The organism is Tenacibaculum retecalamus (assembly GCF_027941755.1).
Taxonomy (GTDB): domain Bacteria; phylum Bacteroidota; class Bacteroidia; order Flavobacteriales; family Flavobacteriaceae; genus Polaribacter; species Polaribacter haliotis_B.
Genome location: NZ_CP115916.1, coordinates 1,973,978 through 1,996,968, shown reverse-complemented (window position 1 = coordinate 1,996,968; position 22,991 = coordinate 1,973,978). Strand labels below are relative to the sequence as shown.

At 30.8% G+C, this 22,991-nt stretch carries 21 protein-coding genes and 1 pseudogene; 15 read left to right on the top strand and 7 right to left on the bottom strand.

Going from position 1 to position 22,991, the window contains the following annotated elements:
• The first annotated feature begins 9 nt into the window (after window positions 1–9).
• The 4 genes from PG912_RS09435 to PG912_RS09420 all read left to right on the top strand — a co-directional run bounded on the left by PG912_RS09435 (window position 10) and on the right by PG912_RS09420 (window position 3,922).
• Window positions 10–522, top strand: a complete 513-nt coding sequence (locus PG912_RS09435; protein WP_275687347.1) for an SRPBCC family protein — start codon at window positions 10–12, stop codon at window positions 520–522.
• Window positions 523–623: 101 nt separating this feature from the next.
• Window positions 624–1,664 (top strand): o-succinylbenzoate synthase, encoded by a 1,041-nt coding sequence (locus PG912_RS09430; RefSeq protein ID WP_275687346.1) that lies wholly within the window; start codon window positions 624–626, stop codon window positions 1,662–1,664.
• Between the two features lie 44 nt (window positions 1,665–1,708).
• Window positions 1,709–2,656: a CPBP family intramembrane glutamic endopeptidase gene (locus PG912_RS09425; protein WP_275687345.1), complete on the top strand. Its 948-nt coding sequence runs from the start codon at window positions 1,709–1,711 to the stop codon at window positions 2,654–2,656.
• 198 nt (window positions 2,657–2,854) lie between these two features.
• The gene (locus PG912_RS09420; RefSeq protein WP_275687344.1) at window positions 2,855–3,922 is read left to right on the top strand and encodes an AMP-binding protein; all 1,068 of its coding nucleotides are present in this window, start codon (window positions 2,855–2,857) and stop codon (window positions 3,920–3,922) included.
• A gap of 3 nt (window positions 3,923–3,925) precedes the next feature.
• Here PG912_RS09420 and PG912_RS09415 read toward each other — a convergent pair whose 3' ends face one another.
• Window positions 3,926–4,531 (bottom strand): zinc-ribbon domain-containing protein, encoded by a 606-nt coding sequence (locus PG912_RS09415; RefSeq protein ID WP_275687343.1) that lies wholly within the window; start codon window positions 4,529–4,531, stop codon window positions 3,926–3,928.
• A gap of 155 nt (window positions 4,532–4,686) precedes the next feature.
• On the opposite strand from PG912_RS09415, the gene PG912_RS09410 reads away from it, so the two are divergent.
• Entirely contained in the window at window positions 4,687–6,078 is a 1,392-nt protein-coding gene (locus tag PG912_RS09410) for a vWA domain-containing protein (protein ID WP_275687342.1), read from the top strand.
• Between the two features lie 65 nt (window positions 6,079–6,143).
• On the opposite strand, the gene PG912_RS09405 is transcribed toward PG912_RS09410, so the two are convergent.
• Genes PG912_RS09405 through PG912_RS09385 form a run of 5 tightly spaced genes read right to left on the bottom strand, consistent with a single transcriptional unit; the run spans window position 6,144 to window position 12,704 of the window.
• Complete coding sequence (locus PG912_RS09405; RefSeq protein ID WP_260586591.1) at window positions 6,144–6,860, bottom strand: YebC/PmpR family DNA-binding transcriptional regulator; 717 nt, start codon at window positions 6,858–6,860, stop codon at window positions 6,144–6,146.
• A 56-nt stretch (window positions 6,861–6,916) separates the two neighbouring features.
• Window positions 6,917–8,914 carry a DUF3352 domain-containing protein gene (locus PG912_RS09400; RefSeq protein ID WP_275687341.1) on the bottom strand — a complete coding sequence of 666 codons (1,998 nt, stop codon included), beginning with the start codon at window positions 8,912–8,914 and terminating at the stop codon, window positions 6,917–6,919.
• A gap of 16 nt (window positions 8,915–8,930) precedes the next feature.
• Entirely contained in the window at window positions 8,931–9,533 is a 603-nt protein-coding gene (locus tag PG912_RS09395; RefSeq protein WP_275687340.1) for a hypothetical protein, read from the bottom strand.
• 4 nt (window positions 9,534–9,537) lie between these two features.
• On the bottom strand, window positions 9,538–11,166 hold the full coding sequence (locus tag PG912_RS09390) for an acyl-CoA carboxylase subunit beta (protein WP_275687339.1): 1,629 nt from the start codon (window positions 11,164–11,166) through the stop codon (window positions 9,538–9,540).
• 59 nt (window positions 11,167–11,225) lie between these two features.
• Window positions 11,226–12,704: a helix-turn-helix domain-containing protein gene (locus PG912_RS09385; protein WP_275687338.1), complete on the bottom strand. Its 1,479-nt coding sequence runs from the start codon at window positions 12,702–12,704 to the stop codon at window positions 11,226–11,228.
• Between the two features lie 150 nt (window positions 12,705–12,854).
• On the opposite strand from PG912_RS09385, the gene aceB reads away from it, so the two are divergent.
• Window positions 12,855–14,450 (top strand): malate synthase A, encoded by a 1,596-nt coding sequence (gene aceB / locus PG912_RS09380; protein ID WP_275687337.1) that lies wholly within the window; start codon window positions 12,855–12,857, stop codon window positions 14,448–14,450.
• A gap of 84 nt (window positions 14,451–14,534) precedes the next feature.
• Window positions 14,535–16,157, top strand: coding sequence for an isocitrate lyase (locus PG912_RS09375; RefSeq protein ID WP_275687336.1), 1,623 nt, complete (start codon window positions 14,535–14,537; stop codon window positions 16,155–16,157).
• Window positions 16,158–16,241: 84 nt separating this feature from the next.
• Here the strand turns inward: PG912_RS09375 and PG912_RS09370 are convergent, their stop codons facing one another.
• On the bottom strand, window positions 16,242–16,712 hold the full coding sequence (locus tag PG912_RS09370) for a GNAT family N-acetyltransferase (protein WP_275687335.1): 471 nt from the start codon (window positions 16,710–16,712) through the stop codon (window positions 16,242–16,244).
• A gap of 114 nt (window positions 16,713–16,826) precedes the next feature.
• On the opposite strand from PG912_RS09370, the gene PG912_RS09365 reads away from it, so the two are divergent.
• The 8 genes and pseudogenes from PG912_RS09365 (at window position 16,827) to PG912_RS09330 (ending at window position 22,963) form a co-directional block, all read left to right on the top strand.
• Entirely contained in the window at window positions 16,827–17,177 is a 351-nt protein-coding gene (locus PG912_RS09365) for a DoxX family protein (RefSeq protein WP_275687334.1), read from the top strand.
• Window positions 17,178–17,585 (top strand): OsmC family protein, encoded by a 408-nt coding sequence (locus PG912_RS09360; RefSeq protein ID WP_275687333.1) that lies wholly within the window; start codon window positions 17,178–17,180, stop codon window positions 17,583–17,585. It begins immediately after the preceding gene.
• A 2-nt stretch (window positions 17,586–17,587) separates the two neighbouring features.
• Window positions 17,588–18,118, top strand: coding sequence for an NADPH-dependent FMN reductase (locus PG912_RS09355; protein WP_275687332.1), 531 nt, complete (start codon window positions 17,588–17,590; stop codon window positions 18,116–18,118).
• A gap of 82 nt (window positions 18,119–18,200) precedes the next feature.
• Window positions 18,201–18,449 (top strand): glutaredoxin family protein, encoded by a 249-nt coding sequence (locus tag PG912_RS09350; protein ID WP_275687331.1) that lies wholly within the window; start codon window positions 18,201–18,203, stop codon window positions 18,447–18,449.
• Window positions 18,450–18,481: 32 nt separating this feature from the next.
• Entirely contained in the window at window positions 18,482–18,919 is a 438-nt protein-coding gene (locus tag PG912_RS09345) for a MarR family winged helix-turn-helix transcriptional regulator (protein ID WP_260586578.1), read from the top strand.
• Between the two features lie 84 nt (window positions 18,920–19,003).
• Window positions 19,004–19,873 carry a pirin family protein gene (locus tag PG912_RS09340; RefSeq protein WP_275687330.1) on the top strand — a complete coding sequence of 290 codons (870 nt, stop codon included), beginning with the start codon at window positions 19,004–19,006 and terminating at the stop codon, window positions 19,871–19,873.
• 75 nt (window positions 19,874–19,948) lie between these two features.
• The gene (locus PG912_RS09335) at window positions 19,949–20,659 is read left to right on the top strand and encodes a pirin family protein (RefSeq protein WP_275687329.1); all 711 of its coding nucleotides are present in this window, start codon (window positions 19,949–19,951) and stop codon (window positions 20,657–20,659) included.
• Between the two features lie 280 nt (window positions 20,660–20,939).
• Window positions 20,940–22,963 (top strand): annotated as a pseudogene (locus PG912_RS09330) (oxidoreductase).
• The last annotated feature ends 28 nt before the right edge of the window (window positions 22,964–22,991 follow it).

Sequence of the window (22,991 nt, the reverse complement as noted above, 5' to 3'; positions counted from 1 at the left end):
AGAACAATTATGAAAACAATAAAGATAATTTTAGGAATCGTTTCCGCTTTGGTAATCATGTTTTTACTAACAGGAGTGGTTATTACCGAAGTTACCTATACTGCCGAAATAGAAATAGATAAGCCAATAAATGAAGTTTTCGAAAACGTAGCCAATGTCGATTTAATGAAAAACTGGTTGCCAGATATTAAGTCGATAGAGCCAATCGAAGAAAAACCAGGAATGGTAGGAAGCACTTATACTGTAGTTGCTGTAAATAACGGACAAGAAATGAAAATGATTCAGAAAATAACGGCATATATTCCGAATCAAAAAATCACCTTTAAGTTCGATTCAGATCAAATGATAAAAACAGATGATTTTAACTTTATCGCCAACGGAAACAAAACCAAAATAGTCCAAAATTGCAGTATAAATAGCAAATCATATATGACCGCTTGCTTGTTTCCTTATTTTAAAGGAACCTTTAAAGAATTAAGTTTAGGCTATATGAATCAATTAAAAACAACGCTAGAAAAATAAGTTTTTGGGCGTTCGAGCGGGCTTTACATTACAATCTTTTGCTCGTGCCTCACAAAAGGATTTTCATTGCAATCCCTAACGCAAAACAATAATCGGTTAAAATGATAATAGCAACATATCATAAACACATTCTTAATTTTAAACAAGCTAGCGGAACATCTCGTGGTGTTTTAAAAACCAAAGAAACTTGGTTTATAAAGTTATCAAAAGATAACAAACAAGGTTTTGGAGAATGTGGATTGTTTAGAGGATTAAGTATTGATGATATACCAAATTACGAAGGAAAATTAAAATGGGTATGCCAAAATATTAATATAGGTTTAACAACTTTATTACCAGAAACGATTCGTTATCCAAGTATTCAATTCGGATTAGAACAAGCATTTTTATCGTTAGAAGCAAAAAATCCGTTTGAATTATTCCCATCAGATTTTACAAAAGGAAAACAAAATATATCCATCAACGGATTAATTTGGATGGGCGATAAATCTTTTATGCAGCAGCAAATAAAAGATAAACTACAACAAGGATTTTCAACAATTAAAATGAAAATTGGTGCAATCGATTTTGATGCAGAAATCAATTTGTTAAAATCTATACGAAATGAGTTTTCATCAAAAGAAATTACTTTGCGCGTAGATGCAAATGGCGGATTTACACCAAAAAATGCTTTAGAGAAATTACAACGATTGTCTGAATTAGATATACATTCAATAGAACAGCCTATAAAACAAGGTCAATGGCAAGAAATGGCAGCTTTGTGTGAAAATACACCATTGCCAATTGCATTAGACGAAGAGTTGATAGGTGTTTTTACATCCGAAGAAAAAGAAAAATGCATCCAAACCATACAGCCACAATACATTATTTTAAAGCCAAGTTTAGTAGGCGGATTTAAAGGAAGTGAAGAGTGGATTTCTATAGCCAAAAAATACAATGCCGATAATTGGATTACATCAGCATTAGAAAGTAATATTGGGTTAAACGCTATTGCACAATGGACGCATGTTTTAAACACTAAATTGCCACAAGGTTTAGGAACTGGTAGTTTATTTACCAATAACTTCGAAAGCCCATTAGAAGTTTTAAACGGGAGTTTAGCATACAATCCATTAAAGAAATGGGGATTTAATTTAGACTAATGTTATTCTGAACTTGTTTCAGAATCTTATCATACTTATAACATATGAATTTTATACAACAAGCATATAAAGGTCGAAACGATTGGGTTTATTATTTAGCAGGTATTTTGTTAGTACTATTCGGTTGGCAGTTTATAGGTATTATTCCTTTGTCAGTTGTAGCTGCATTGCATTCGACTGATTTAGGTGAGTTTTCTCGCGCTGCGAATGATAGCTTTATGAGTTTAGGTATCAATAAGAATTTGTTTTTATTTTTAATGATATCCATGTTTGCTATCGGTTTACTTTTTTTATTGTTAACGATAAAATATATTCATAAAAGAGCTGTAAAAACAGTAATAACAAGTAGAGAAACTATTGATTGGAATCGATTTTGGTTCGGATTTATAACTTGGGGAATTGTAGCGGTAAGTATTACATTATTGGGTATTTTTTTAGAACCTGAAAGTTATACATGGAATTTTAAACCCGTTCCGTTTTTTACTTTAGTCGCTATTTCTTTTTTGTTTTTGCCATTGCAAACAACTTTCGAAGAATTGTTATTTAGAGGTTATTTTATGCAAGGAATAGGAACTTGGTTTAAAAACAGATGGATGCCTTTAATCATAACGTCAGTTGCTTTTGGTTTGTTACATGGTGCAAATCCTGAAGTTGAAAAATTAGGGTATATTTCAATGGTATTTTATATTGGAACAGGATTCTTTTTCGGAATTACAACTTTAATGGATGAAGGAACTGAATTAGCTTTGGGTTTACATGCCGTAAATAATATTATAGCCGCTTTTTTAGTAACTACCGATTGGATGGTTTTTCAAACAGATGCTTTATTTATTGATACTTCTGAGCCTTCGGTAGGTTCTGAAATGTTTTTATCTGTTTTTGTATTGTATCCGTTGCTGTTGTTTTTGTTTTCTAAAAAATACGGTTGGACAAACTGGAAAGATAAGTTGGTGGGTAAAATTGAAAAACCATTAGAAATTGAATCGTTATAGTTTATTTGTTATCTTTTCTTGATGATAAATGCAATTCGTCAACCTGAACTTGTTTCAGGTTTTCATAATAAGGAGCTGTTTTTAATTGATGAGATTCCGAAATAAATTCGGAATGACGTATAAAGTATAATTATAACCGGAAAATAAATCCTAACGTCATTACGAGGTCGAAGAACGAAGTAATCATTAACTAGAGATATGGAAAATCAGTTTCACAAAAATTTTAAATTAAACGGAGCATCATTTTCATCCGAAGAAGAATTGATTGCTTTTTCTAAAAACATTTCAAGTTCGGTAACTACTTTTTTAACGGATTGGTTTAATGAAAAGGATTTTGTAATTGTACAAACATCGGGTTCTACAGGAAAGCCAAAACCAATACAGCTCCAAAAAGAGTTTATGAAAAATTCGGCTTTTGCTACAGGAGAATTTTTTAGTTTAAAAGAAAATACAACAGCGTTGTTATGTTTGTCTACCGATTATATTGCGGGTAAAATGATGTTGGTACGCGCTTTAACTTTAGGTTGGCAATTAGATGTTGTAAAACCAGATTCGAATCCGTTAAAAGACATAAAAAAGCAGTATAATTTCTCTGCAATGGTTCCGTTACAGTTAAGAAATTCGTTGAATGAATTACATAAAATAGATCAACTAATTGTTGGAGGAGGCGTAGTGTCGAATGATTTAATTGCAGCGATTCAAAATATTTCTACAAAAGTATTTGCTACATACGGAATGACAGAAACGATTACCCATGTTGCTGTTAAAAAATTAAATAATTTGTCACTTCGAGCGGAGTCGAGAAATCTTTATAAAACACTACCAAATGTTTTAATAAGTCAGGATGACCGAAATTGCTTAATAATTGAAGCTTCAAAAGTATCATCAGAAATAATTAGGACAAATGATGTTGTAAAACTTGTTTCTAAAACAGCGTTTGAGTGGTTAGGACGTTACGATAATGTTGTAAATTCTGGCGGAGTAAAATTACATCCGGAGAAAATAGAAGAGAAATTATCAGAAATTATCGACCAACGTTTTTTCGTTACAGCAATTAAAGATGAAGTTTTAGGAGAAAAATTAGTTCTTGTTATTGAGGATGTCACTTCGAGCGGAGTCGAGAGTTCTTTGTTATCAAAAATTAAAAAAGAGGCATCACTTTCTAAATATGAAATTCCGAAAGCGGTTTATTTTGTTAAAGAGTTTATAGAGACGGAAACAAAAAAAATCCAACGAAAAAAAACGCTGGATTTAGTTAAGTTTTAAACATTATCTATTTATATCATAAAATAAGCCTTTGTCAAAGAATCCTTGAATTTCGTTTTTACCCAAACTATAAGGTGGTGTTGTATAGTTTTTAGCTTTGTCAATATCAGAAATTCCTTTCTTTTTATCAGTTTCATAATCATTTTGAATTACAAAAATAGAATCGTTAGTAACCGATTTAATTTTTAAAGTAGAATAATACCCTGTTTCAGTAACTCTAAATTCAATTACATCACCAACAGCAGGTTCTTTAATGTAATTAACTAAATCTTCTTTATGCTTACCAGCTGAATATGCACCAATAGCTATTAAAATGGCAATAATACCCAAGCCAGACCAATACCAAATAGGTGTTTTAGTATTTCGTTTTACATCTAAACCAGCATTTTTAAGTTTCTCGTTCATTTCTTTGTAAGCCTTGGTTGTCTTACAATTTGAACACTCTGAGAATACTTTTTTAGTCATAGGAAAAACAGGAATCCAATATAAATACGCGTATTTACCGTACACAGAAATTGTGTGGTTTGTAATTTCATTACAATGATCACATTTTATACCTCCTCTTCTTTCACTTTTTAGGTGCGAGCCTTTTGTTCCGTAAAAAATCATATCAATTTTTATTTTTTGCTAAATATATTGAAAATTAACGCAGCTATACTAATTAAATAAACCTCTTTACTTTCTTAAAGTGAGCATTCACTCATTATATGTTTTCTATTGTTACAAATAGCAATAGGTTTATATCAAATTTAAAACCTATAACTATGCTAAAAAGAATAATTTTCATGTTTCTAATAACCGTTGTGTCATTGATGCAAGCGCAAGAGATACAAATAACAGGAGTTGTTTCTGATAATTCTGGTGTTTTGCCAGGAGCTACTGTTTTAATTAAAGGAACAAAAACAGGTGTTGAAACTGATTTTGATGGTAAGTATGCTATAAAAGCAAGTAAAGGAGATGTATTAGTTTTTTCATTTATAGGAATGGAAACAAAAGAAGTTTTGGTTGAAGATAAAACTATAATTAATGCCTTACTAATTGAAAATACTGATGTTTTAGATGAAGTAGTAACTACTGCTATGGGAATTAAAAGAAAAAGTAAAGCATTAGCATATTCACCTCTAAAAACGAAAGGCTCATCTTCATTGAAAATAGATGGATCACAATCAGGGCAATTAACAGCAGGAGAAATTAATGATATTGACAAATGGGAAGACTGGCAAGCGTTAATGAAAAATGATGCATTTTTAAAAGTGAAAAACAATTGGAAATTTTCTTTAGAAAATAGAGTTGATGTGTTTGTGAAAGACATAAATAATATACCAATTATAAATGCTACGATTTTGTTTTTAGATGATAAAAATAAGGTGATTATTAAAACAAAAACAGATGTTTTTGGTAAAGCGGTAGTTTTTAAAGATGATAGTAAGTATAATACATTACAAGTAATTTATAAAAATGAGATAAAAGGAGTAAGAATTAATAAGAAAACCACAAAAATTGGACTTACATATAATTCCAATGAAAAATTAAACGACATCGATATTATGTTTACAATCGATGCAACAGGCTCAATGGGTGATGAGATTAATTATTTAAAATCTGAAATAAAAAATATTATTACTCGTATAGATTCAAGTGTTCAGAAAAAAAGAATAGGCTTAACATTTTATAGAGATCATGGTGATGAATATGTTGTTAGAGATTTTGATTTTACTACGGATATTACTAAAATAAAAGAAAATTTATCTCATCAAACAGCTGGTGGAGGAGGAGATTATGAAGAAGCTGTAGAGGAGGCGTTAAGAATTTCTTTGTCTAAATCATGGAATGTAAATGCAAAATCTAAGTTGCTATTTTTATTGTTAGATGCGCCACCGCATTTAAATAAAGAAAACATTGCTATGATAAAAAACGAAATAAAGAAAGCACAAGAAATAGGAATTAAAATTATACCGATTGTTGCTAGTGGTGCAGATAAAACGGTAGAGTATTTAATGCGTTATTTTAGTGTTTCAACAAACGGAACCTATGTTTTTTTAACCGATGATAGCGGAATTGGAAATAAGCACTTAAAACCTACAACAACCGATTTTAAAGTAGAAAAGTTAAATGATTTAATTGTTCGGTTGATAAATAAATACACAGGAATATAAAAAACAAAATCTCTCTATTTTATTTCAATAGAGAGATTTGTTTTTGTTATATGTAAGTATGATGGTTACATAATCATACTGTGATATACATTTTGTACATCATCATCTTCTTCTAGTTTTTCTAAAAGCTTTTCAACATCAGCTTGCTGTTCTTCTGAAAGCTTGCTTGTTGTTGTCGGAATTCTTTCAAATCCTGAAGATATAATTTCAATATTATTTTCTTCAAAATAAGACTGAATAGCGCCAAATTGTTCAAACGGAGCATAAATAATAATTCCTTCATCGTCGTTAAAAACTTCTTCAACCTCAAAATCGATTAATTCTAGTTCTAATTCCTCTAAATCAACAGTAATGTCTTCTTTTTTAACTGTAAAGTTACAAACGCGGTCGAACATAAAAATTACTGAACCAGAAGTACCTAAGTTACCATCACATTTATTAAAAATGGCACGCACATTAGCTACAGTTCTGTTATTATTATCGGTTGCAGTTTCTACAACAATCGCAATACCGTGTGGCGCATAACCTTCAAATAAAGCTTCTTTATAATCACTAGTATCTTTATCTGCCGCTTTTTTAATAGCACGCTCTACATTGTCTTTAGGCATGTTTGCAGCCTTTGCATTTTGCATTACAGCTCTTAAACGCGAATTTGTATCGGGATTCGGACCTCCGTCTTTAATTGCCATTACAATATCTTTACCAATTCTGGTAAATGTTTTAGCCATTGCAGACCAACGCTTCATTTTACGTCCTTTTCTAAGTTCGAATGCTCTTCCCATTTTTTAAGTTTTGTTTATGCAACGGCAAATGTAACTATTGCATTATTTAATTACAATTAAAATCTTTTTTTGATAATCAGATTATTTTCTTTTTCGTCGTAAGCTCTCCAGGTACCCGATTTCTTCCCGTTTTTGTAGCTTCCTTTTATTTTTATATTTCCGTTACGGTAATACATTTTATATCTTCCATCTAGTAAACCATCATCTAGTTGTACCTCAAATTTTAGTTTTCCGTCACTATAATATTCCATGTATTCATTCGCACTTAAATCAGAAGGATTTATTTCTTTGATGTTAAAAATAGCATCAGCAGATTTTATAGAAACACTATCTTTTTTAGGAGCTAATTTTAAAGCTAGTTCTTTTTTTAATTTTTGATTAAGAGCAACTTGTTCTTTCACAAATTTCGGCTCGTTAAAAGTAGTTGTAATATTACTTCTAAAAATATTTCCTTCAGAAGTTAATTGAATACCAAGTTGATTGAAACATATAAAATAATCTTTGTTTTCCTTTATTTGAAGCTGTGTTTTTTTATCAACAAAACTCATTAAATCATTATAAATATACGGTGTGTTTATATAGGTGAAAATGGTAGATTTGTTATCGAATAGATAATTGAACTCTTTAAATTCTTTTGAAGATGCTAAAGTGTAATTGGTAATATTATTATTTATAATTTCTTTTAAAGTATTCGGATTTGCACTAAAAACAACATAATCATTAATAATGGTAAAATATGGTTTTTCCATTTTTTTAAACATATTACCAGCAACTATTTTAAAGAAACCTTTAAGGTCTAAAAAATTAATAGTGTGCTTTTTGTATGTAATTTGTTTAAACTGTAAAGGTGTTTTTTCTTTGATTTTTGATAAAATGAAATCCAAGTTTTCAGAAGCATCATCAATATCGGTAGTTTTAAAAATTGCCGCAACATCTTTTTTGTTTTTAGAAAGTGAAGAATTGAAGTGTATTAAAGCAACTTCATCACCAATCCAACTATACACATTTTCTTTTATATTGATGTCGAGTGTGTTTTCTATTTCTTTAATTTGCTGATTATAAGTTTCGAACTCTTGAGGTTTCTCCTTTTTTAATTCTTCGAAGTTTTCTTGAAAGGTATCAAAACTATCAAAAGCAAAACTTACGTATAGAGCAGTATTTTTTGGAGCAACATTGGCAATAGTTCTTTTACCTTTTCCTGATTTTTGAATGGCAGTTAAGTAGCTTTCTGAGTTTTCTTGCACATTGGTAAATCCTTCAGCCTGAATAATAGTTCCTTCAATTAAAGAAACATCAAAACCAGAATAATAAAGAGAGTTTTGAATATTTTCAACAACTTCTTTGTTGGCTTTATTTGTAAAACAAGAAAGATATTTATGTAAATATTTATATAGAAAAAACACTTTAAAAAAACCATCTTCAGGTGTTTCTTTAGTAATTTCAATAAAATTAACATCTCTACCAATTACTGGTTTTTGATATTGATTTATTGAATTTTCTACTAAAATATGTGTGTACGAAGCTATTAACTGATTTTTGATAAAAGCAATATGCAATGTTTCTCTTTTGCTCTTGTCGTACAGTTCTGTTATTTCGTGGTTTTGAAATATTCTTTTTGTAATTTGAAAACCATCGCCTGTTAGTTGTGATATACTGCTTTTAAAAAAATCGAGTTTCGAAAGTTTCTCTAGATCAATAATATATAAAAAGTCGTAATTTTTAGGTTTGTAAACATGTGCAGATATTAATACATCGCGTTCGCCAATAAAATTAAGAATGCTTTTTTGCTCTTTTACAATATTATCGAGTGTGTTTGCACTTTTACTAATGTCTTTAAAATATGCATTCTTTTTAAGGTGTTGCCATATTTCACTAGCATTAATTTCTTCCCAAGTATCAATAGGTCTTTCGGTATCTAAGATAAAAACAGCATCATTAGGTACAAGGTAAATAGGTTTTATATTATCTTCTTCAGCAAGTGTAAAAACATAAGTTTGATACGCTAAAAACCCTAAAAAGGCTAGTAGCACAGTCCATAAAATCTTTTTTCTCATACCTGTTTAATATTAATCATTTACATTGATTATTGTAAAAATCTACTATTTCAACTATGTGCCTTTTTTTATATTCCTTCTTTTTTATCTTCTCTATCAACTCAGGGCAATCACCGAAATACTCAGGGATTATTTTTTTGAAAATTCTTTTTGAAGGATCAAGTAAATGAAAAAGTTTAGTTGCAAAAGGAGAATCTTTTTTTGATATATAATATACTTCAGAAGAAGAACTAACTCCTATAGAAAAATTCATACCGCCAGTGGCTCCTCCCATTGGAGCTGCACCAGATTTTCTTACTTCATAAAATAAATCAATTTTACCTCTTGTTTTAACTTTTAATAATTTAGAACCAGCTTTACCATTTACTATTTTGTGTTGATATTCTGTATGTTCACCTCTATTATATATGATAAATTTATCAACCTCTTTATAGGTTAATATTTCAGGTGCTTTTTGAGTTTTACTTTTTTTAAACTTTAGATTGCTGCTTAAGAAAAGAAACTTAGCAAACCCTTTTTCAACAGTTCCGTTTCTATAAAATACCTTCGTTTCTTTATATTGAGAATAAGCGTTTAATAATGTAAAAAGCATTATTAAAAGGAGTATTTTCTTTCTCATTTATCTATACTTGAATGATTCCTAAATTAAATTTTTTTTCGATAGGAGCATGATCCGCAGCTTCAATCCCCATAGAAATCCAAGTTCTGGTATCTAACGGATTAATTACACCGTCCGTCCAAATTCTTGCAGCTGCATAATAAGGTGAAATCTGATTGTCGTAACGAGATTTTATTTTATCAAATAATTCAGCTTCTTTTTCAGGAGTAATTTCTTCTCCACGTTTTTTTAACGAAGCAGTTTCAATTTGTAATAAAACTTTTGCGGCAGAGTTTCCGCTCATTACTGCTAATTCGGCACTTGGCCAAGCAGCAATCAACCTTGGGTCGTAAGCTTTACCACACATAGCGTAGTTTCCTGCTCCGTAAGAATTACCAATAACGATGGTGAATTTAGGGACAACTGAATTACTTACAGCGTTTACCATTTTGGCACCGTCTTTTATAATTCCGCCATGTTCAGATTTAGAACCTACCATAAAACCAGTAACATCTTGTAAGAAAACTAAAGGGATTTTTTTCTGATTACAGTTCGCTATAAAACGTGTTGCCTTGTCGGCAGAATCGTTATAGATCACTCCACCAAATTGCATTTCGCCTTTTTTAGTTTTTACTAATTTTCGTTGATTGGCAACAATACCAACAGCCCAACCATCAATACGGCCGTAACCTGTAATAATTGTTTTTCCGTAACCTTCTTTATATTGTTCAAATTCAGAATTATCAACCAAACGATTGATAATTTCTAACATGTCGTATTGTGCATTTCTTTCTTTCGGAAGAATCCCGAAAATATCTTGTTCGTTTTCTTTTGGAGGAAAAGCTTCTTTACGGCTGTAGCCAGCTTTGTCATAATCTCCGATTTTATCAACAACAAATTTTATTTTATCTAAAGCATCTTTGTCGTCTTTTGCTTTATAATCGGTAACACCAGAAATTTCGCAATGTGTAGTTGCGCCACCTAATGTTTCGTTGTCAATACTTTCGCCAATTGCAGCTTTTACTAAATAACTTCCTGCTAAGAAAATACTTCCTGTTTTGTCTACAATCATAGCTTCATCGCTCATAATTGGCAAATAAGCACCACCAGCAACACAGCTACCCATTACGGCAGAAATTTGAGTGATTCCCATGCTGCTCATAATCGCATTGTTTCTGAAAATTCTTCCGAAGTGTTCTTTGTCCGGAAAAATTTCATCTTGTAATGGTAAATAAACACCAGCAGAATCAACTAAGTATATAATTGGTAATTTATTTTCTATTGATATTTCTTGTGCTCTTAAGTTCTTTTTTCCTGTAATAGGAAACCAAGCACCAGCTTTTACAGTGGCGTCATTGGCAACAACAATGCATTGTTTACCGCTAACATAACCTATTTTTACAACCACACCACCAGAAGGGCATCCACCGTGTTCTTTATACATTTCTTCACCAGCAAAAGCTCCGATTTCTATCGATTTAGTATTGTCATCTAAAAGATATTCAATACGCTCTCGTGCGGTTAATTTTCCTTTTTCGTGATGTTTATCAATACGCTTTTGTCCACCGCCTAATTTTACTTTGGCAAAGCGAGTGCGTAAATCTGATGCTAAAAGTTTATTGTGGTCTTCGTTTTTGTTGAAGTTAAGATCCATTTGTAAGTTATTTGTTTGCGATTGCTAAAGTAAGAAAAACCGTTTATACTACAAGTGGTTTAAGTATATGATTGAATGATGTTTTCTATGGTTTTTGCAATTTCGTTGTTTCTAGATTGTTTGTTTAAAATACGCGGTTCAGCTACGCGTTCTTCACAGTTTTTAATAGCACAGGTTTCACAAGTAACACCTACTGTTTTTTTTGTGAAAGTATCGTCTTTAAAAAACTGAATTTTTTTCTTTAAATGAGGTGAAAGTAACATGCCAATACTTACACTTCGATTATTTTTTCCTTTAAAAGGATCGGAAGTTGCGGCAGATAATACTAAATACTCATTGCTTGAATTTTCATAAGAGGAAATTTGTATTCCGTAAGATGAGTTTTTATCGACTGTTTTTTCTAAATCTTGAATTGTTTTTATAGAAACCCATCTTCTGCAATAATGCTCGTTATTTCTGTTGGCATGCGGTGCTTGTTGCTGTGTAATGTGTAATTCTTTTGATAGCTTAAAAACAGGTGAGTTTTCTTCATGTGTAAACCGTAAGAAGAACAGGTTTTTTATATTAAAATGCTTCGGTAAAATATTAGTTAATCGCTGATAAAATGTTTCGTCAGAGCAATTATAATTTTTAGTTATTTTATGTAATTGTAGCGGTTGCCATTCTTTTAATGAGAAAAAATGAGTTAAGTTTTCTATTAAATTGTCTTTTGGTATTATTAAAGCACCAGCAAAATAAGAAGCTATAAAATTATGTAAAACCTCATCGAAACTCTCGAATTTTATCCAAGGAAAAGTATATAAACGATTCTCTATTTTTAGATAATTGTAAGCTAATTCTTTTGCATAAATAAATGTTTTTTGAGCTTCGCTTATATCGTTATATATAAGTAATGTTTTGTTTTTAGGGATATAAATAGTTCTTATTTCTGATAGTTTTTGATGTTTAGAAAGTTCTTCGTTATTAATAGTGTAGCCGTATTCTTCAGTTAAAATATCTTCTAAATCTTTAGAATGAATAGGTTTGTTTAGGTTGATATGATACGCTTTAGCAAAAGCAATAACGTTGTTTTCAATATCTTCAAAATAATTATTATGTGCTTCTTGGTAAGAACGTAAAGAAGCTAAGAAGAAATTTTCTCGAGTTAAATTATAGTTCTGAGATATTTTTATAATAGTGCTAATAAATGCATTTACTTTAGCAGGAGCGTTTGCTACAATGTCTATTAAGTTACTTTCTTTAATACCGAATAAATCCAGCGGAATTTCTTTTAAAATTTTTGATTGTAAAATCTCACCAATTGGAGCCAGATTTTTATCAAGTTTTAAAGAAACTAAATGATCGTAAGCAACTTCTAGCTTTTCTGAAAGAATAACAATTTTATCTGTTTTAGGATATTTCTTCCCTTTTTCAATCTCGTTTAAATAAGATTTTGATAAGCCTGTAAGTTTAGCTAACCCGAAAAGAGATATTTTTTTGTCTGTACGTATTTGTTTTAGCTTTAATCCAAAAACAAGTCTAATATATTCTTCTTCCAAAATTTTTAATTAAAAGATTCGCAATTCAAAGATATTAAAATTAGCGAATTAATAAAAATTAGAATATTTTAATTATTTAGCGAACGTTCGCTAAATTTATTTAATTATTTTTTATACTATTGAGGTATCAATAATTAAAAGTAAATTATTATGAATCAAGATGTTTTGATTAAAAGAATAGAATGTATAGGTTTTAATGAAGTTAATTACAAAAATATTTTAACTATTGAAGCGAAAACATTTTTATTGCAACTACATGAAAAATTTGATAAAAAACGGTTGCAATTATTAGAGGAAAGAGAAATTGATCAGGCTTATTTTAATATGGGAAATTACCCTTCTTTTCCTTCAGAAACAAAAGCTATTAGAGAAGGTGATTGGGTGTGTGCAGAATTGCCTCACGATTTATTAGATAGAAGAGTTGAGATTACTGGATCGGTAGATCGTAAAATGGTTATTAATGCTTTGAATTCTGGAGCTAAAACTTTTATGGCAGATTTTGAAGATAGTAACTCTCCTAATATCTCAAATAATTTAGAAGGTCAGATTAACTTAAGAGACGCAAACAACAAAACAATCTCGTTTTATAATGAGAAAAATGATAAAAAATATTCACTGAACAATCAAATTGCAACTTTGTTGGTAAGACCAAGAGGATTGCATTTAAATGAAAAACATTTTATTATAGAAGGAGAAAAAATGTCTGGCTCTTTGGTTGATTTCGGATTGTATTTTTTTCATAATATTAAAACCTTACAAGAACAAAACTCAGCAACTTATTTTTACCTGCCAAAATTAGAACATTACAATGAAGCTAGATGGTGGAATGATGTTTTTGTGTTTGCGCAAGACTATTTAAATATTCCGCAGAAAACAATAAAAGCAACGGTGTTGATTGAAACAATTACTGCTAGTTTTCAGTTAGATGAAATTATATATGAGTTAAAAGATCATATGGCTGGTTTAAACTGTGGTCGTTGGGATTATATTTTCTCATATATCAAAAAGTTTAGAAATCACAGGAATTTTATGGTTCCAAATAGAGATCAGGTAACAATGAAAACTCCGTTTATGGAAGCGTATTCATTACGTGTAATTCAAACATGTCATAAACGAAAAGTACATGCAATGGGAGGTATGGCTGCTCAAATTCCGATTAAAAATGATGAAAAAGCTAACGATGCTGCTTTTGCAAAAGTATTTGCAGATAAGGAGCAAGAAGTAAAGAACGGGCACGATGGTACTTGGGTTGCACATCCGGGTTTGGTAAAAGTAGCAATGGATGTTTTTAATGAAAATATGACTACTAAAAACCAAATACATGTTTCTAGAGGTGATATAAAAATTTCTGAAGCTGACTTAGTTGAAATGCCAAAAGGAACTATTACTGAAGAGGGAATTAGAAAAAACATAAATGTTGGTATCTTATATCTCGAAAGTTGGTTGCGCGGAAACGGAGCGGCAGCTTTGTATAACTTAATGGAAGATGCTGCTACTGCAGAAATTTCAAGAACTCAGGTTTGGTTATGGTTACATCGCAATGTAAAGATTGAAGATGGTAGAAATTTTAATCTTTCGATGTATCAATCATTAAAGAAAGAAGAGTTAGAAAAAATTAAAAATTTAGTAGGAGAAAGTAATTTTACAAATGGAAAATTTACACTAGCAATTGAGCTATTTGATGAATTAGTTGTATCAAAAGAATACAAAGAGTTTTTAACGCTTTCGGCATACAAACACATATAAAAAAAGTGTCTCGCAACTACGGCAATAGTTTGCGAGACGGAATTATCAAAATCTAGAAAACTTCAATAATTAAAAAACAAACTTATGAAAAATTTAGCGCAAGGAAGTTATAATTCGGCATTAGAAACCGTAAAATCTCTTAAGAAAAAATACGGTAGTACTTGGGATGCTATTACTTCTGAAAATGCAGCTAGAATGATTACACAAAATCGTTTTAAAACAGGTTTAGAAATTGCTAAATACACAGCAGGTATTATGAGAAAAGATATGGCTGAGTATGATGCAGATTCATCAAAATATACGCAGTCTTTAGGTTGTTGGCACGGATTTGTGGCGCAGCAAAAAATGATAGCAGTAAAAAAACATCATCAAACAACTAGTAAAAGGTATTTGTATTTATCGGGTTGGATGGTAGCAGCGTTACGATCTGAATTTGGACCACTTCCAGATCAATCAATGCACGAAAAAACAGCTGTTTCTTCATTAATTAGTGAGATTTATGATTTTCTACGTCAAGCAGATGCAATTGAGTTAAATGATTTATTTAGAAGATTAGAAAATGGTGAAGATGTACAAAATGAAATTGATAATTTCGAAACTCATATTGTACCGATCATTGCTGATATTGATGCTGGTTTTGGTAACGAAGAAGCAACGTATCTTTTAGCTAAAAAAATGATTGAAGCAGGAGCTTGTGCTATACAGATTGAAAATCAAGTTTCTGATGCAAAGCAATGTGGTCATCAAGACGGAAAAGTAACGGTGCCACATGAAGATTTTATTGCAAAATTAAATGCTATTAGATATGCATTTTTAGAACTAGGTGTTGAAGACGGAATTATAGTAGCACGTACCGATTCTGAAGGAGCAGGTTTAACCCAAAAATTACCAGTAAGTCAAGAACCAGGAGATTTAGCATCGCAATATTTAGCTTTTGTAGAAGCTGAAGAAATTGCAATTGACGAAGCTAAAGAGGATGATGTTTTATTGAAGAGAGGCGGAAAATTAGTGCGTCCGGTAAGATTGGCAAACGGATTGTATAAATTTAAGGAAGGTTCTAATATTGATAGAGTAGTGTTAGATTGTGTTACGAGTTTACAAAATGGTGCCGATTTATTATGGATCGAAACGCCAACTCCGCATGTAGGACAAATTGCAAATATGGTTAATAAGGTAAGAGAAGTGGTACCTAATGCAAAATTAGTATATAATAATTCGCCTTCTTTTAATTGGACATTAAATTTCCGTAATCAAGTATATGATACAATGTTTATTGAGGGAAAAGACATGTCTTTTTATGATAAAAACAATTTAATGGATGTTATATATGATGGCTCGGAATTATGTAGGATAGCTGATGAAAAAATTAAAACTTTTCAAGCAGATAGTGCACGTGAAGCAGGTATTTTTCATCATTTAATAACGTTACCAACATATCATACAACAGCGCTTCACATGAATGATTTAACGGAAGGTTATTTTGGAGAGGACGGAATGTTAGCATATGTAAAAGGTGTGCAAAGACAAGAAATCAGAAAAGGAGTTTCGTGTGTGAAGCATCAAAGAATGGCAGGATCTAACCTAGGAGACGATCATAAAACCTTTTTTGCAGGTGATAATGCTTTAAAAGCAGGAGGTGAGAAAAACACATCTAATCAGTTTGAATTAAATCAGCAAGAAATCAGAAAAATTGAAGTTGCAGTATAGATAATTTTAATAAACTAAAAGTGTATAATTAGTTAATTGTATATTTTATTTTGAAGTGAAAACTCCAGCGAAAGCTGGAGTTTTTTAATTATTTAGATGTAATTCCATTTTAATATTACAACGTTCGTATGGGCAATTTTCTTCAACAGGAATCTCTATAAATCCATATTTTTTATAGATGTAAATAGCGTTTTCTAAGGCGGTATTAGAATATAAAATTAAGTTGTTCAACTGTAAATCAGTTTTAGCAAAATTTATACAATGCTGCATTAATTTTTGTCCGATTTTAAAACCTCTGTGTTTTGGTGAAACGGCCATTTTCGTTAACTCGAAAGTAGTTCCTTTTGGCATTAAAGCAACTGTACCAACAATTTCATTATTTAATTTTGCGAAAAATATATGTCCGCCTTTATTAATAATATATGTAGTAGGATTGCTTAAAACTTCTTCATCAAAAGGTTCAACATAAAAAAAGGTTTTCAGCCATTCTATATTCAAGTCATAAAAATGAGTAGAATATTGAGTTTTAAAATTTTCTATTTCTATTGTATTCATTTTACAAAAGTATAAAATACTATTGTTTTATTACAATAATTTACCTAGAAATTAAATTCCATGGAAATTAAATTTATTTTTTGTACATTTGCATTGAAATTAAAACGAATCAAGATGAAAAGAGATAAAATTATTTTTTATGTGACTACAGGTTTATTAACCGTAATGATGCTGATGTCTGCAGGAATGTACTTTTTTAATAATGTAGAAGTATCAACAATGTTTGAAGGGTTTGGTTATCCATCTTATATTATTTATCCATACGGAGTTGTAAAAATTTTAGGGCTAATAGCCTTGTGGTTTTTTAGAGGTAAGTTTTTAAACGAATGGGCATATGCAGGTTTTTTCTTTGCTTTTATTCTTGCTTTTTTTGCACATGTTATGATTGGAGATGGGGAGCAATTTGGCGCAGGAATAGCAATGGTTTTATTAATAACTTCGTATGTGTATAGTAAAAAAATATAAATGGCAAGTAAAGTATCTTCAGAAACCATATTAACAACTAATAATTATTTTGCAGAGGCGACTATGCGAAATTATAAGGCAGTAATTGATGTACCAACAAATAAAGGAGGTAATAATAAAGGATCAACGCCTGTAGAGTATTTATTAACAGCAATTGGTAGTTGTGTTTCAATTACATTACGAATGTATGCAGAGCGTAAAAACTGGGATGTTGGTAAAATAACGGTCAACGTAACTCAGAAAGAAGAGTTAACATCCGAAGGAATTAAAAAAACATTAACAGAAGAAATATCTTTTGAAAAGGAAGTTACGGAGTCGCAAAGAATTAAGTTGTTAGAAATGGCAGCGAAATGTCCTGTTGCTAAAATGGTAAAAGGAGAAACACCAATAACATCAAAAATAATATAAGAATGAAAAAAATAGTAGCTTTTGCAGGTAGTAATAGTAAAAAATCAATCAATAAAGAATTAGCGGTTTATGCTTCTGATTTAATTGATGGAGTAGAAACAATAGTCTTAGATTTAAATGATTTTAGTTTACCAGTTTATGGAATTGATGAAGAAGCTGTAAACGAAATTCCGAAGAATGCTCAGAAGTTTTTTGATTTAATTCAAGATACAGACGGAATTATTTTATCCTTAGCAGAACATAATGGAAACTTTACGGTTGCCTTTAAAAATATGTATGATTGGATGTCTCGTATTAATCAGAAATTATGGAATAACATTCCGATGTTATTAATGGCAACATCTCCAGGAGGGAGAGGCGGAGCATCTGCTTTATCAATAGCTAAAAATGGATTCGCTCACATGGGTGGAAACGTAGTTGCTGATTTTTCATTACCTAGTTTTTATGATAATTATAAAGAAGGAAGTATTGTAAATGAAGAATTAAATGAGCAGTTAAAAAAATCGGCTGCCATATTTAAAAACTCATTATAAGTTGTTAAATGAGTTGACTTTATATTCCTTGGGATTAAAAAGTGTTTTTTTGTAAATTTGTATTCAGAAAAGAAGTGAAAAAATGAAGATTATTATATACGGTAGAAAAGGACATGCGCACACAGTAGCTTTTAAAAATTATTTACGAATGGCAGACATTCCGTTTGAATATAAAGATGTAGCTACTGATGAAAAAGCTAAAGAACATACAAAAGAATTGTATGATGGCGTTTTAAAATATCCAACATTATTTATTAATGATGAGGTGTATTTAACACCAACTTCTGATGAGTTTAATAAAATATTACAGGAAGCTAGCCTAAAGGGATAAGTAGATTTTATACTAATTACGATTAATTAAAAATGGGAGATATATCAAAAGACATAAAATCTAAATTTCCAAGTAATAAAGTAAAAGCATTAATCAATATTAAATATACTGCAAATTGGTTAAGTAGTAACGAAAATGAGTTTTTTAAACCTTACGGAATTTCACCACAGCAATTTAATATTCTACGTATTTTACGAGGCGCCGGAGAAGCTATAAAGGTACAGGTTATTAAAGATCGAATGATAGAACGAGCTCCTAACGCAACTCGTTTAATGGATAAGTTATGTGATAAAAAATTCATAGAAAGAATTCGTTGCGATCATGATAGAAGAGTCGTTTATATTAATATATCTAAACAAGGATTAGAATTATTAAAAGAGATTGATACATCATTGAATTTAGATTATTTAGGTAATTTAACAGAAAAAGAAGCTGCTCAGCTGAGTGATTTATTAGATAAAATTAGATAAAATATTTATTAGTTATAGGGTTAAGATAGACTAATTATGTGAAGATATTTTCCATGGAGATTATTTAGCGTTAAATCAATAAAAATGAAGAAACTAAAAACAATACAACATAAAGTAGCGAGTCCTTTAGTTAACATGGGGTCAATAAAACTACGCCAACCATTACCAACAGAAGGCATCGAAAATGTAGATCCTTTTTTGTTATTACACCATTATGGCTCGTATGCTATTAGTGAATTTAACAATCCGTTTGATTTAGGATCGCATCCACATCGTGGTTTTGAACCAATTACATTATTATTTAAGGGAGAACAATTGCATAGAGATTCCTTAGGAAATGAAATGTTAGTAAAAGCGGGAGATGTACAATGGACAACGGCTGGAAGAGGAATTATTCATGCAGAAGGACCATCAAAAGAATTTATAGCAAAAGGAGGAGATTTAGAAGGAATTCAATTGTGGTTAAACTTACCAGCATCAAAAAAAATGATGCCAGCGAATTATCAACATTTAAAAAGTGAATATATCCCTGTAATTGAAAACGATGATGAAACTATTCAGTTAAAAGTTATTGCCGGAGAGCAGGCTGGTAAAAAAGGTTTGATAAAAACGCAAACAGCAGTGAATGTTTTTACTGTAAAGACAAAAGAAAATGGTAAAATGGATATAAAGCTTCCAGGAAATCATCAATCTTTAGTTTATTTGTTAGATGGTGAAGTTTTGATTAATAATGTAGCAACCTTAAAAAAGGGAGCAACACAAATGCTAACTTTTAATCAAGATGGTGATTGTATTGAATTTGAAGCTAAAAAAGAAAGTACTTTGCTTGTGTTGTCAGGAGAGGAAATTAAAGAAAAAGTAACGCAATATGGTCCTTATGTTATGAATACACAAACCGAAATTATGGAAGCCATGCGTGATTATCAAAAAGGAAAAATGGGTTATTTATATTAATGTTTTTAAAAAACAGTTTTGGCTCTAACAATTACCATTATATATACTTTATGAATGCGATAAATATTTAAAACGATGAAAAAAATAATTCACAAAGCAGCCTCTAGAGGTTATGCAGATCATGGTTGGTTAAAGTCTAATCACACGTTTAGTTTTGGAAGTTATCAGGATTTTGAAAGAATGAATTTTGGAATGCTTCGTGTTTTAAATGATGATATTGTACAACCAAAAATGGGCTTTGGTACGCATCCTCATAAGAACATGGAAATTATTTCTATTCCGATTTCAGGTGCATTGTCTCATAAAGATAGTATGGATAACAAACGATCGATAGAAGTTGGAGAATTACAGGTGATGAGTGCCGGAACAGGAGTAACACATTCTGAATTTAATGATAGTAAAACAGAAGAAGTTAATTTTTTACAACTTTGGATTATTCCAGAAATAGAAAATGTAACGCCATATTACAATCAAAAAATGTTTGATAAAGTGGAAAGGAAAAACAAATTTCAAACATTAGTATCCCCAAGAAATAAGCAAATAGCAAACTCTTTACCTATAAATCAACAAGGTTATATAGCAATGATTGATTTAGATAAAGGTATAGAAGTTACCTATGAATTAAAAAATGCAGCTTATTTTTTCTTGATAGACGGATCGATTGATGTAGAAAATGACACATTAGAAACAAGAGATGCAATAGGTATTTATGATGTAGATGTCGTAACTATTACTGGTAACAAAAACAGTAAATTATTGGTTGTTGATGTACCCATGAATATGTAATAATAATTGAATTTATTTATTCAAAAACCTTAGCTTATAAAATTCGTAGTTCTCTTTTATAGTATTTTTATCAGATGAAAAAAAATATCAATACTTCAGTTATAATTAAGCTAAAACTTATTTGATACTTAATTTATCTTACTTAACAGATATTAATATCATAAGAATTACTTATTAATATTTTATGATTTTGTAATTAGTTGTTTTACTTTTTAAGTTCAAAAAATAAACATATATTGCAAAGTATTATGCGTGCATAATACTTTTAAATATTCAATTCATGAAATACAAACATATATTTGAGCCATTAGATTTAGGTTTTACAACCTTAAGAAATCGTATTCTGATGGGATCTATGCATACTGGTTTAGAAGAAGAAAAAAACGGAACAGAAAGACTTGCAGCATATTATGCAGAGCGCGCTAAAGGAGGAGTAGGATTAATTATTACAGGTGGAATATCACCAAATATTCAAGGATGGACGGCTCCGTTTTCTGCTCGAATGAGCACTAAAAAACATGCAAGAGAACATAAAGTAGTTACAGATGCAGTGCATAAAGAAGGAGGTAAAATTTGTATGCAAATTTTACACTCTGGTCGTTATGGATATCACCCAGTAACAGTAGCACCGTCAAAAATACAAGCACCAATTAATCCGTTTAAACCGTTTGCTTTAAAACAATCAGGAATTCGTAGAACCGTAAAAGACTTTGTGAACTGTGCAAAGCTAGCACAAGAAGCTGGTTATGACGGGGTAGAAATTATGGGTTCAGAAGGGTATTTGATCAATGAGTTTATTGTCAAAAAAACAAACAAAAGAACCGATAATTATGGAGGAAGTTATGAAAATAGAATCCGTTTAGCAATTGAGTTAGTCCATAAAATTCGTAAAAGTGTAGGTGAAAATTTTATTATTATTTACCGATTATCAATGTTAGATTTAGTTGAACAAGGAAGCTCATGGGAAGAAGTTGTTCAATTAGGAAAAGAGATTGAAAAAGCAGGAGCTACTATAATTAATACAGGTATTGGTTGGCACGAATCACGAATTCCTACTATTGCAACATCGGTACCAAGAGCCGCGTTTACTTGGGTGACACAAAAAATGAAAGAAGAATTATCAATTCCGTTAATAACTTCTAATCGTATAAATATGCCAGAAACGGCAGAGAAAGTATTAGCAGAAGGACATGCAGATATGGTTTCTATGGCACGTCCTTTTTTAGCAGATCCTGAATGGGTAAATAAAGCTAGAGAAGAAAAGGATGATGAAATTAACACTTGTATTGCATGTAATCAAGCATGTTTAGATCATGCTTTTCAGAAAAAAGTAGCCAGCTGTTTGGTAAATCCGAGAGCTTGTCATGAAACAGAATTCAATTACAATCCAGCAGAAAAAAAGAAAAAAATTGCAGTTGTAGGTGCAGGACCGCAGGTTTGGCAGCTTCAACCATTGCTGCTCAAAGAGGACATGAAGTTACACTTTTTGATGCCGATAAAGAAACAGGAGGTCAGTTTAATATCGCAAAACAAATCCCCGGTAAAGAAGAATTTTATGAAACAATTCGTTATTTTAATAAGCAATTAGAATTACATGATGTAACAGTAAAGTTAAATACTAGAGTATCTGCTGATGATTTAGCGAAAGGTAATTTTGATGAGGTTGTAATAGCAACAGGAATTAAACCTAGAGAGTTAAAAATTAACGGAATTGATCACGAAAAAGTATTAAGTTATATTGATGTCGTTAAGTTCAAAAAATCAGTAGGTAAAAGAGTCGCCGTTATTGGTGCAGGAGGAATTGGTTTTGATGTTTCAGAATATTTAGCACACGAAGGAGAAAGCACCGCTTTAAATATTGATGCTTGGTTAAAAGAATGGGGAATTGATAAAACACTTAAGTCAAGAAGCGGAATAGAAGGAGTTAAAGCAGCAATACATCCATCACCAAGAGAAATTTTTATGTTCAAACGAAGTAAAGGAAAGTTTGGAGCGAATCTTGGAAAAACAACAGGTTGGATTCATCGTGCAACTTTAAAGAAGAAAAAAGTACAATTCATTAATGAAGTGCAATACACTAAGATTGATGATGAAGGATTGCATTACACTCAAAATGAAGAACAAAAAATATTAGCAGTTGATAATGTAATTATTTGTGCAGGTCAAGTTCCGTTAAAAGAATTACTAGCGCCTCTAGAAGCCAAAGGAATAAAAACCCATGTAATTGGAGGTGCAGATTTTGCTTCAGAATTGGATGCGAAAAGAGCTATTAATCAAGGAAGTAGATTGGCAGCTGGAATTTAAAAATATAAGACCCTCGAATATTAAAAGT

Bases quoted from the DNA above. Each gene is read 5' to 3' on its own strand.
- PG912_RS09360 (WP_275687333.1), top strand. From the start codon at position 17,178: ATGGCAAGTAAAGTATCTTCAGAAACCATATTAACAACTAATAATTAT.
- PG912_RS09355 (WP_275687332.1), top strand. From the start codon at position 17,588: ATGAAAAAAATAGTAGCTTTTGCAGGTAGTAATAGTAAAAAATCAATC.
- PG912_RS09370 (WP_275687335.1), bottom strand. From the start codon at position 16,712: ATGAATACAATAGAAATAGAAAATTTTAAAACTCAATATTCTACTCAT.
- PG912_RS09405 (WP_260586591.1), bottom strand. From the start codon at position 6,860: ATGGGAAGAGCATTCGAACTTAGAAAAGGACGTAAAATGAAGCGTTGG.
- PG912_RS09375 (WP_275687336.1), top strand. From the start codon at position 14,535: ATGAAAAATTTAGCGCAAGGAAGTTATAATTCGGCATTAGAAACCGTA.
- PG912_RS09435 (WP_275687347.1), top strand. From the start codon at position 10: ATGAAAACAATAAAGATAATTTTAGGAATCGTTTCCGCTTTGGTAATC.
- PG912_RS09335 (WP_275687329.1), top strand. From the start codon at position 19,949: ATGAAAAAAATAATTCACAAAGCAGCCTCTAGAGGTTATGCAGATCAT.
- PG912_RS09400 (WP_275687341.1), bottom strand. From the start codon at position 8,914: ATGAGAAAAAAGATTTTATGGACTGTGCTACTAGCCTTTTTAGGGTTT.
- PG912_RS09345 (WP_260586578.1), top strand. From the start codon at position 18,482: ATGGGAGATATATCAAAAGACATAAAATCTAAATTTCCAAGTAATAAA.
- PG912_RS09415 (WP_275687343.1), bottom strand. From the start codon at position 4,531: ATGATTTTTTACGGAACAAAAGGCTCGCACCTAAAAAGTGAAAGAAGA.
- PG912_RS09395 (WP_275687340.1), bottom strand. From the start codon at position 9,533: ATGAGAAAGAAAATACTCCTTTTAATAATGCTTTTTACATTATTAAAC.
- PG912_RS09410 (WP_275687342.1), top strand. From the start codon at position 4,687: ATGCTAAAAAGAATAATTTTCATGTTTCTAATAACCGTTGTGTCATTG.
- PG912_RS09365 (WP_275687334.1), top strand. From the start codon at position 16,827: ATGAAAAGAGATAAAATTATTTTTTATGTGACTACAGGTTTATTAACC.
- PG912_RS09390 (WP_275687339.1), bottom strand. From the start codon at position 11,166: ATGGATCTTAACTTCAACAAAAACGAAGACCACAATAAACTTTTAGCA.
- PG912_RS09340 (WP_275687330.1), top strand. From the start codon at position 19,004: ATGAAGAAACTAAAAACAATACAACATAAAGTAGCGAGTCCTTTAGTT.
- PG912_RS09350 (WP_275687331.1), top strand. From the start codon at position 18,201: ATGAAGATTATTATATACGGTAGAAAAGGACATGCGCACACAGTAGCT.
- PG912_RS09430 (WP_275687346.1), top strand. From the start codon at position 624: ATGATAATAGCAACATATCATAAACACATTCTTAATTTTAAACAAGCT.
- aceB (WP_275687337.1), top strand. From the start codon at position 12,855: ATGAATCAAGATGTTTTGATTAAAAGAATAGAATGTATAGGTTTTAAT.
- PG912_RS09420 (WP_275687344.1), top strand. From the start codon at position 2,855: ATGGAAAATCAGTTTCACAAAAATTTTAAATTAAACGGAGCATCATTT.
- PG912_RS09425 (WP_275687345.1), top strand. From the start codon at position 1,709: ATGAATTTTATACAACAAGCATATAAAGGTCGAAACGATTGGGTTTAT.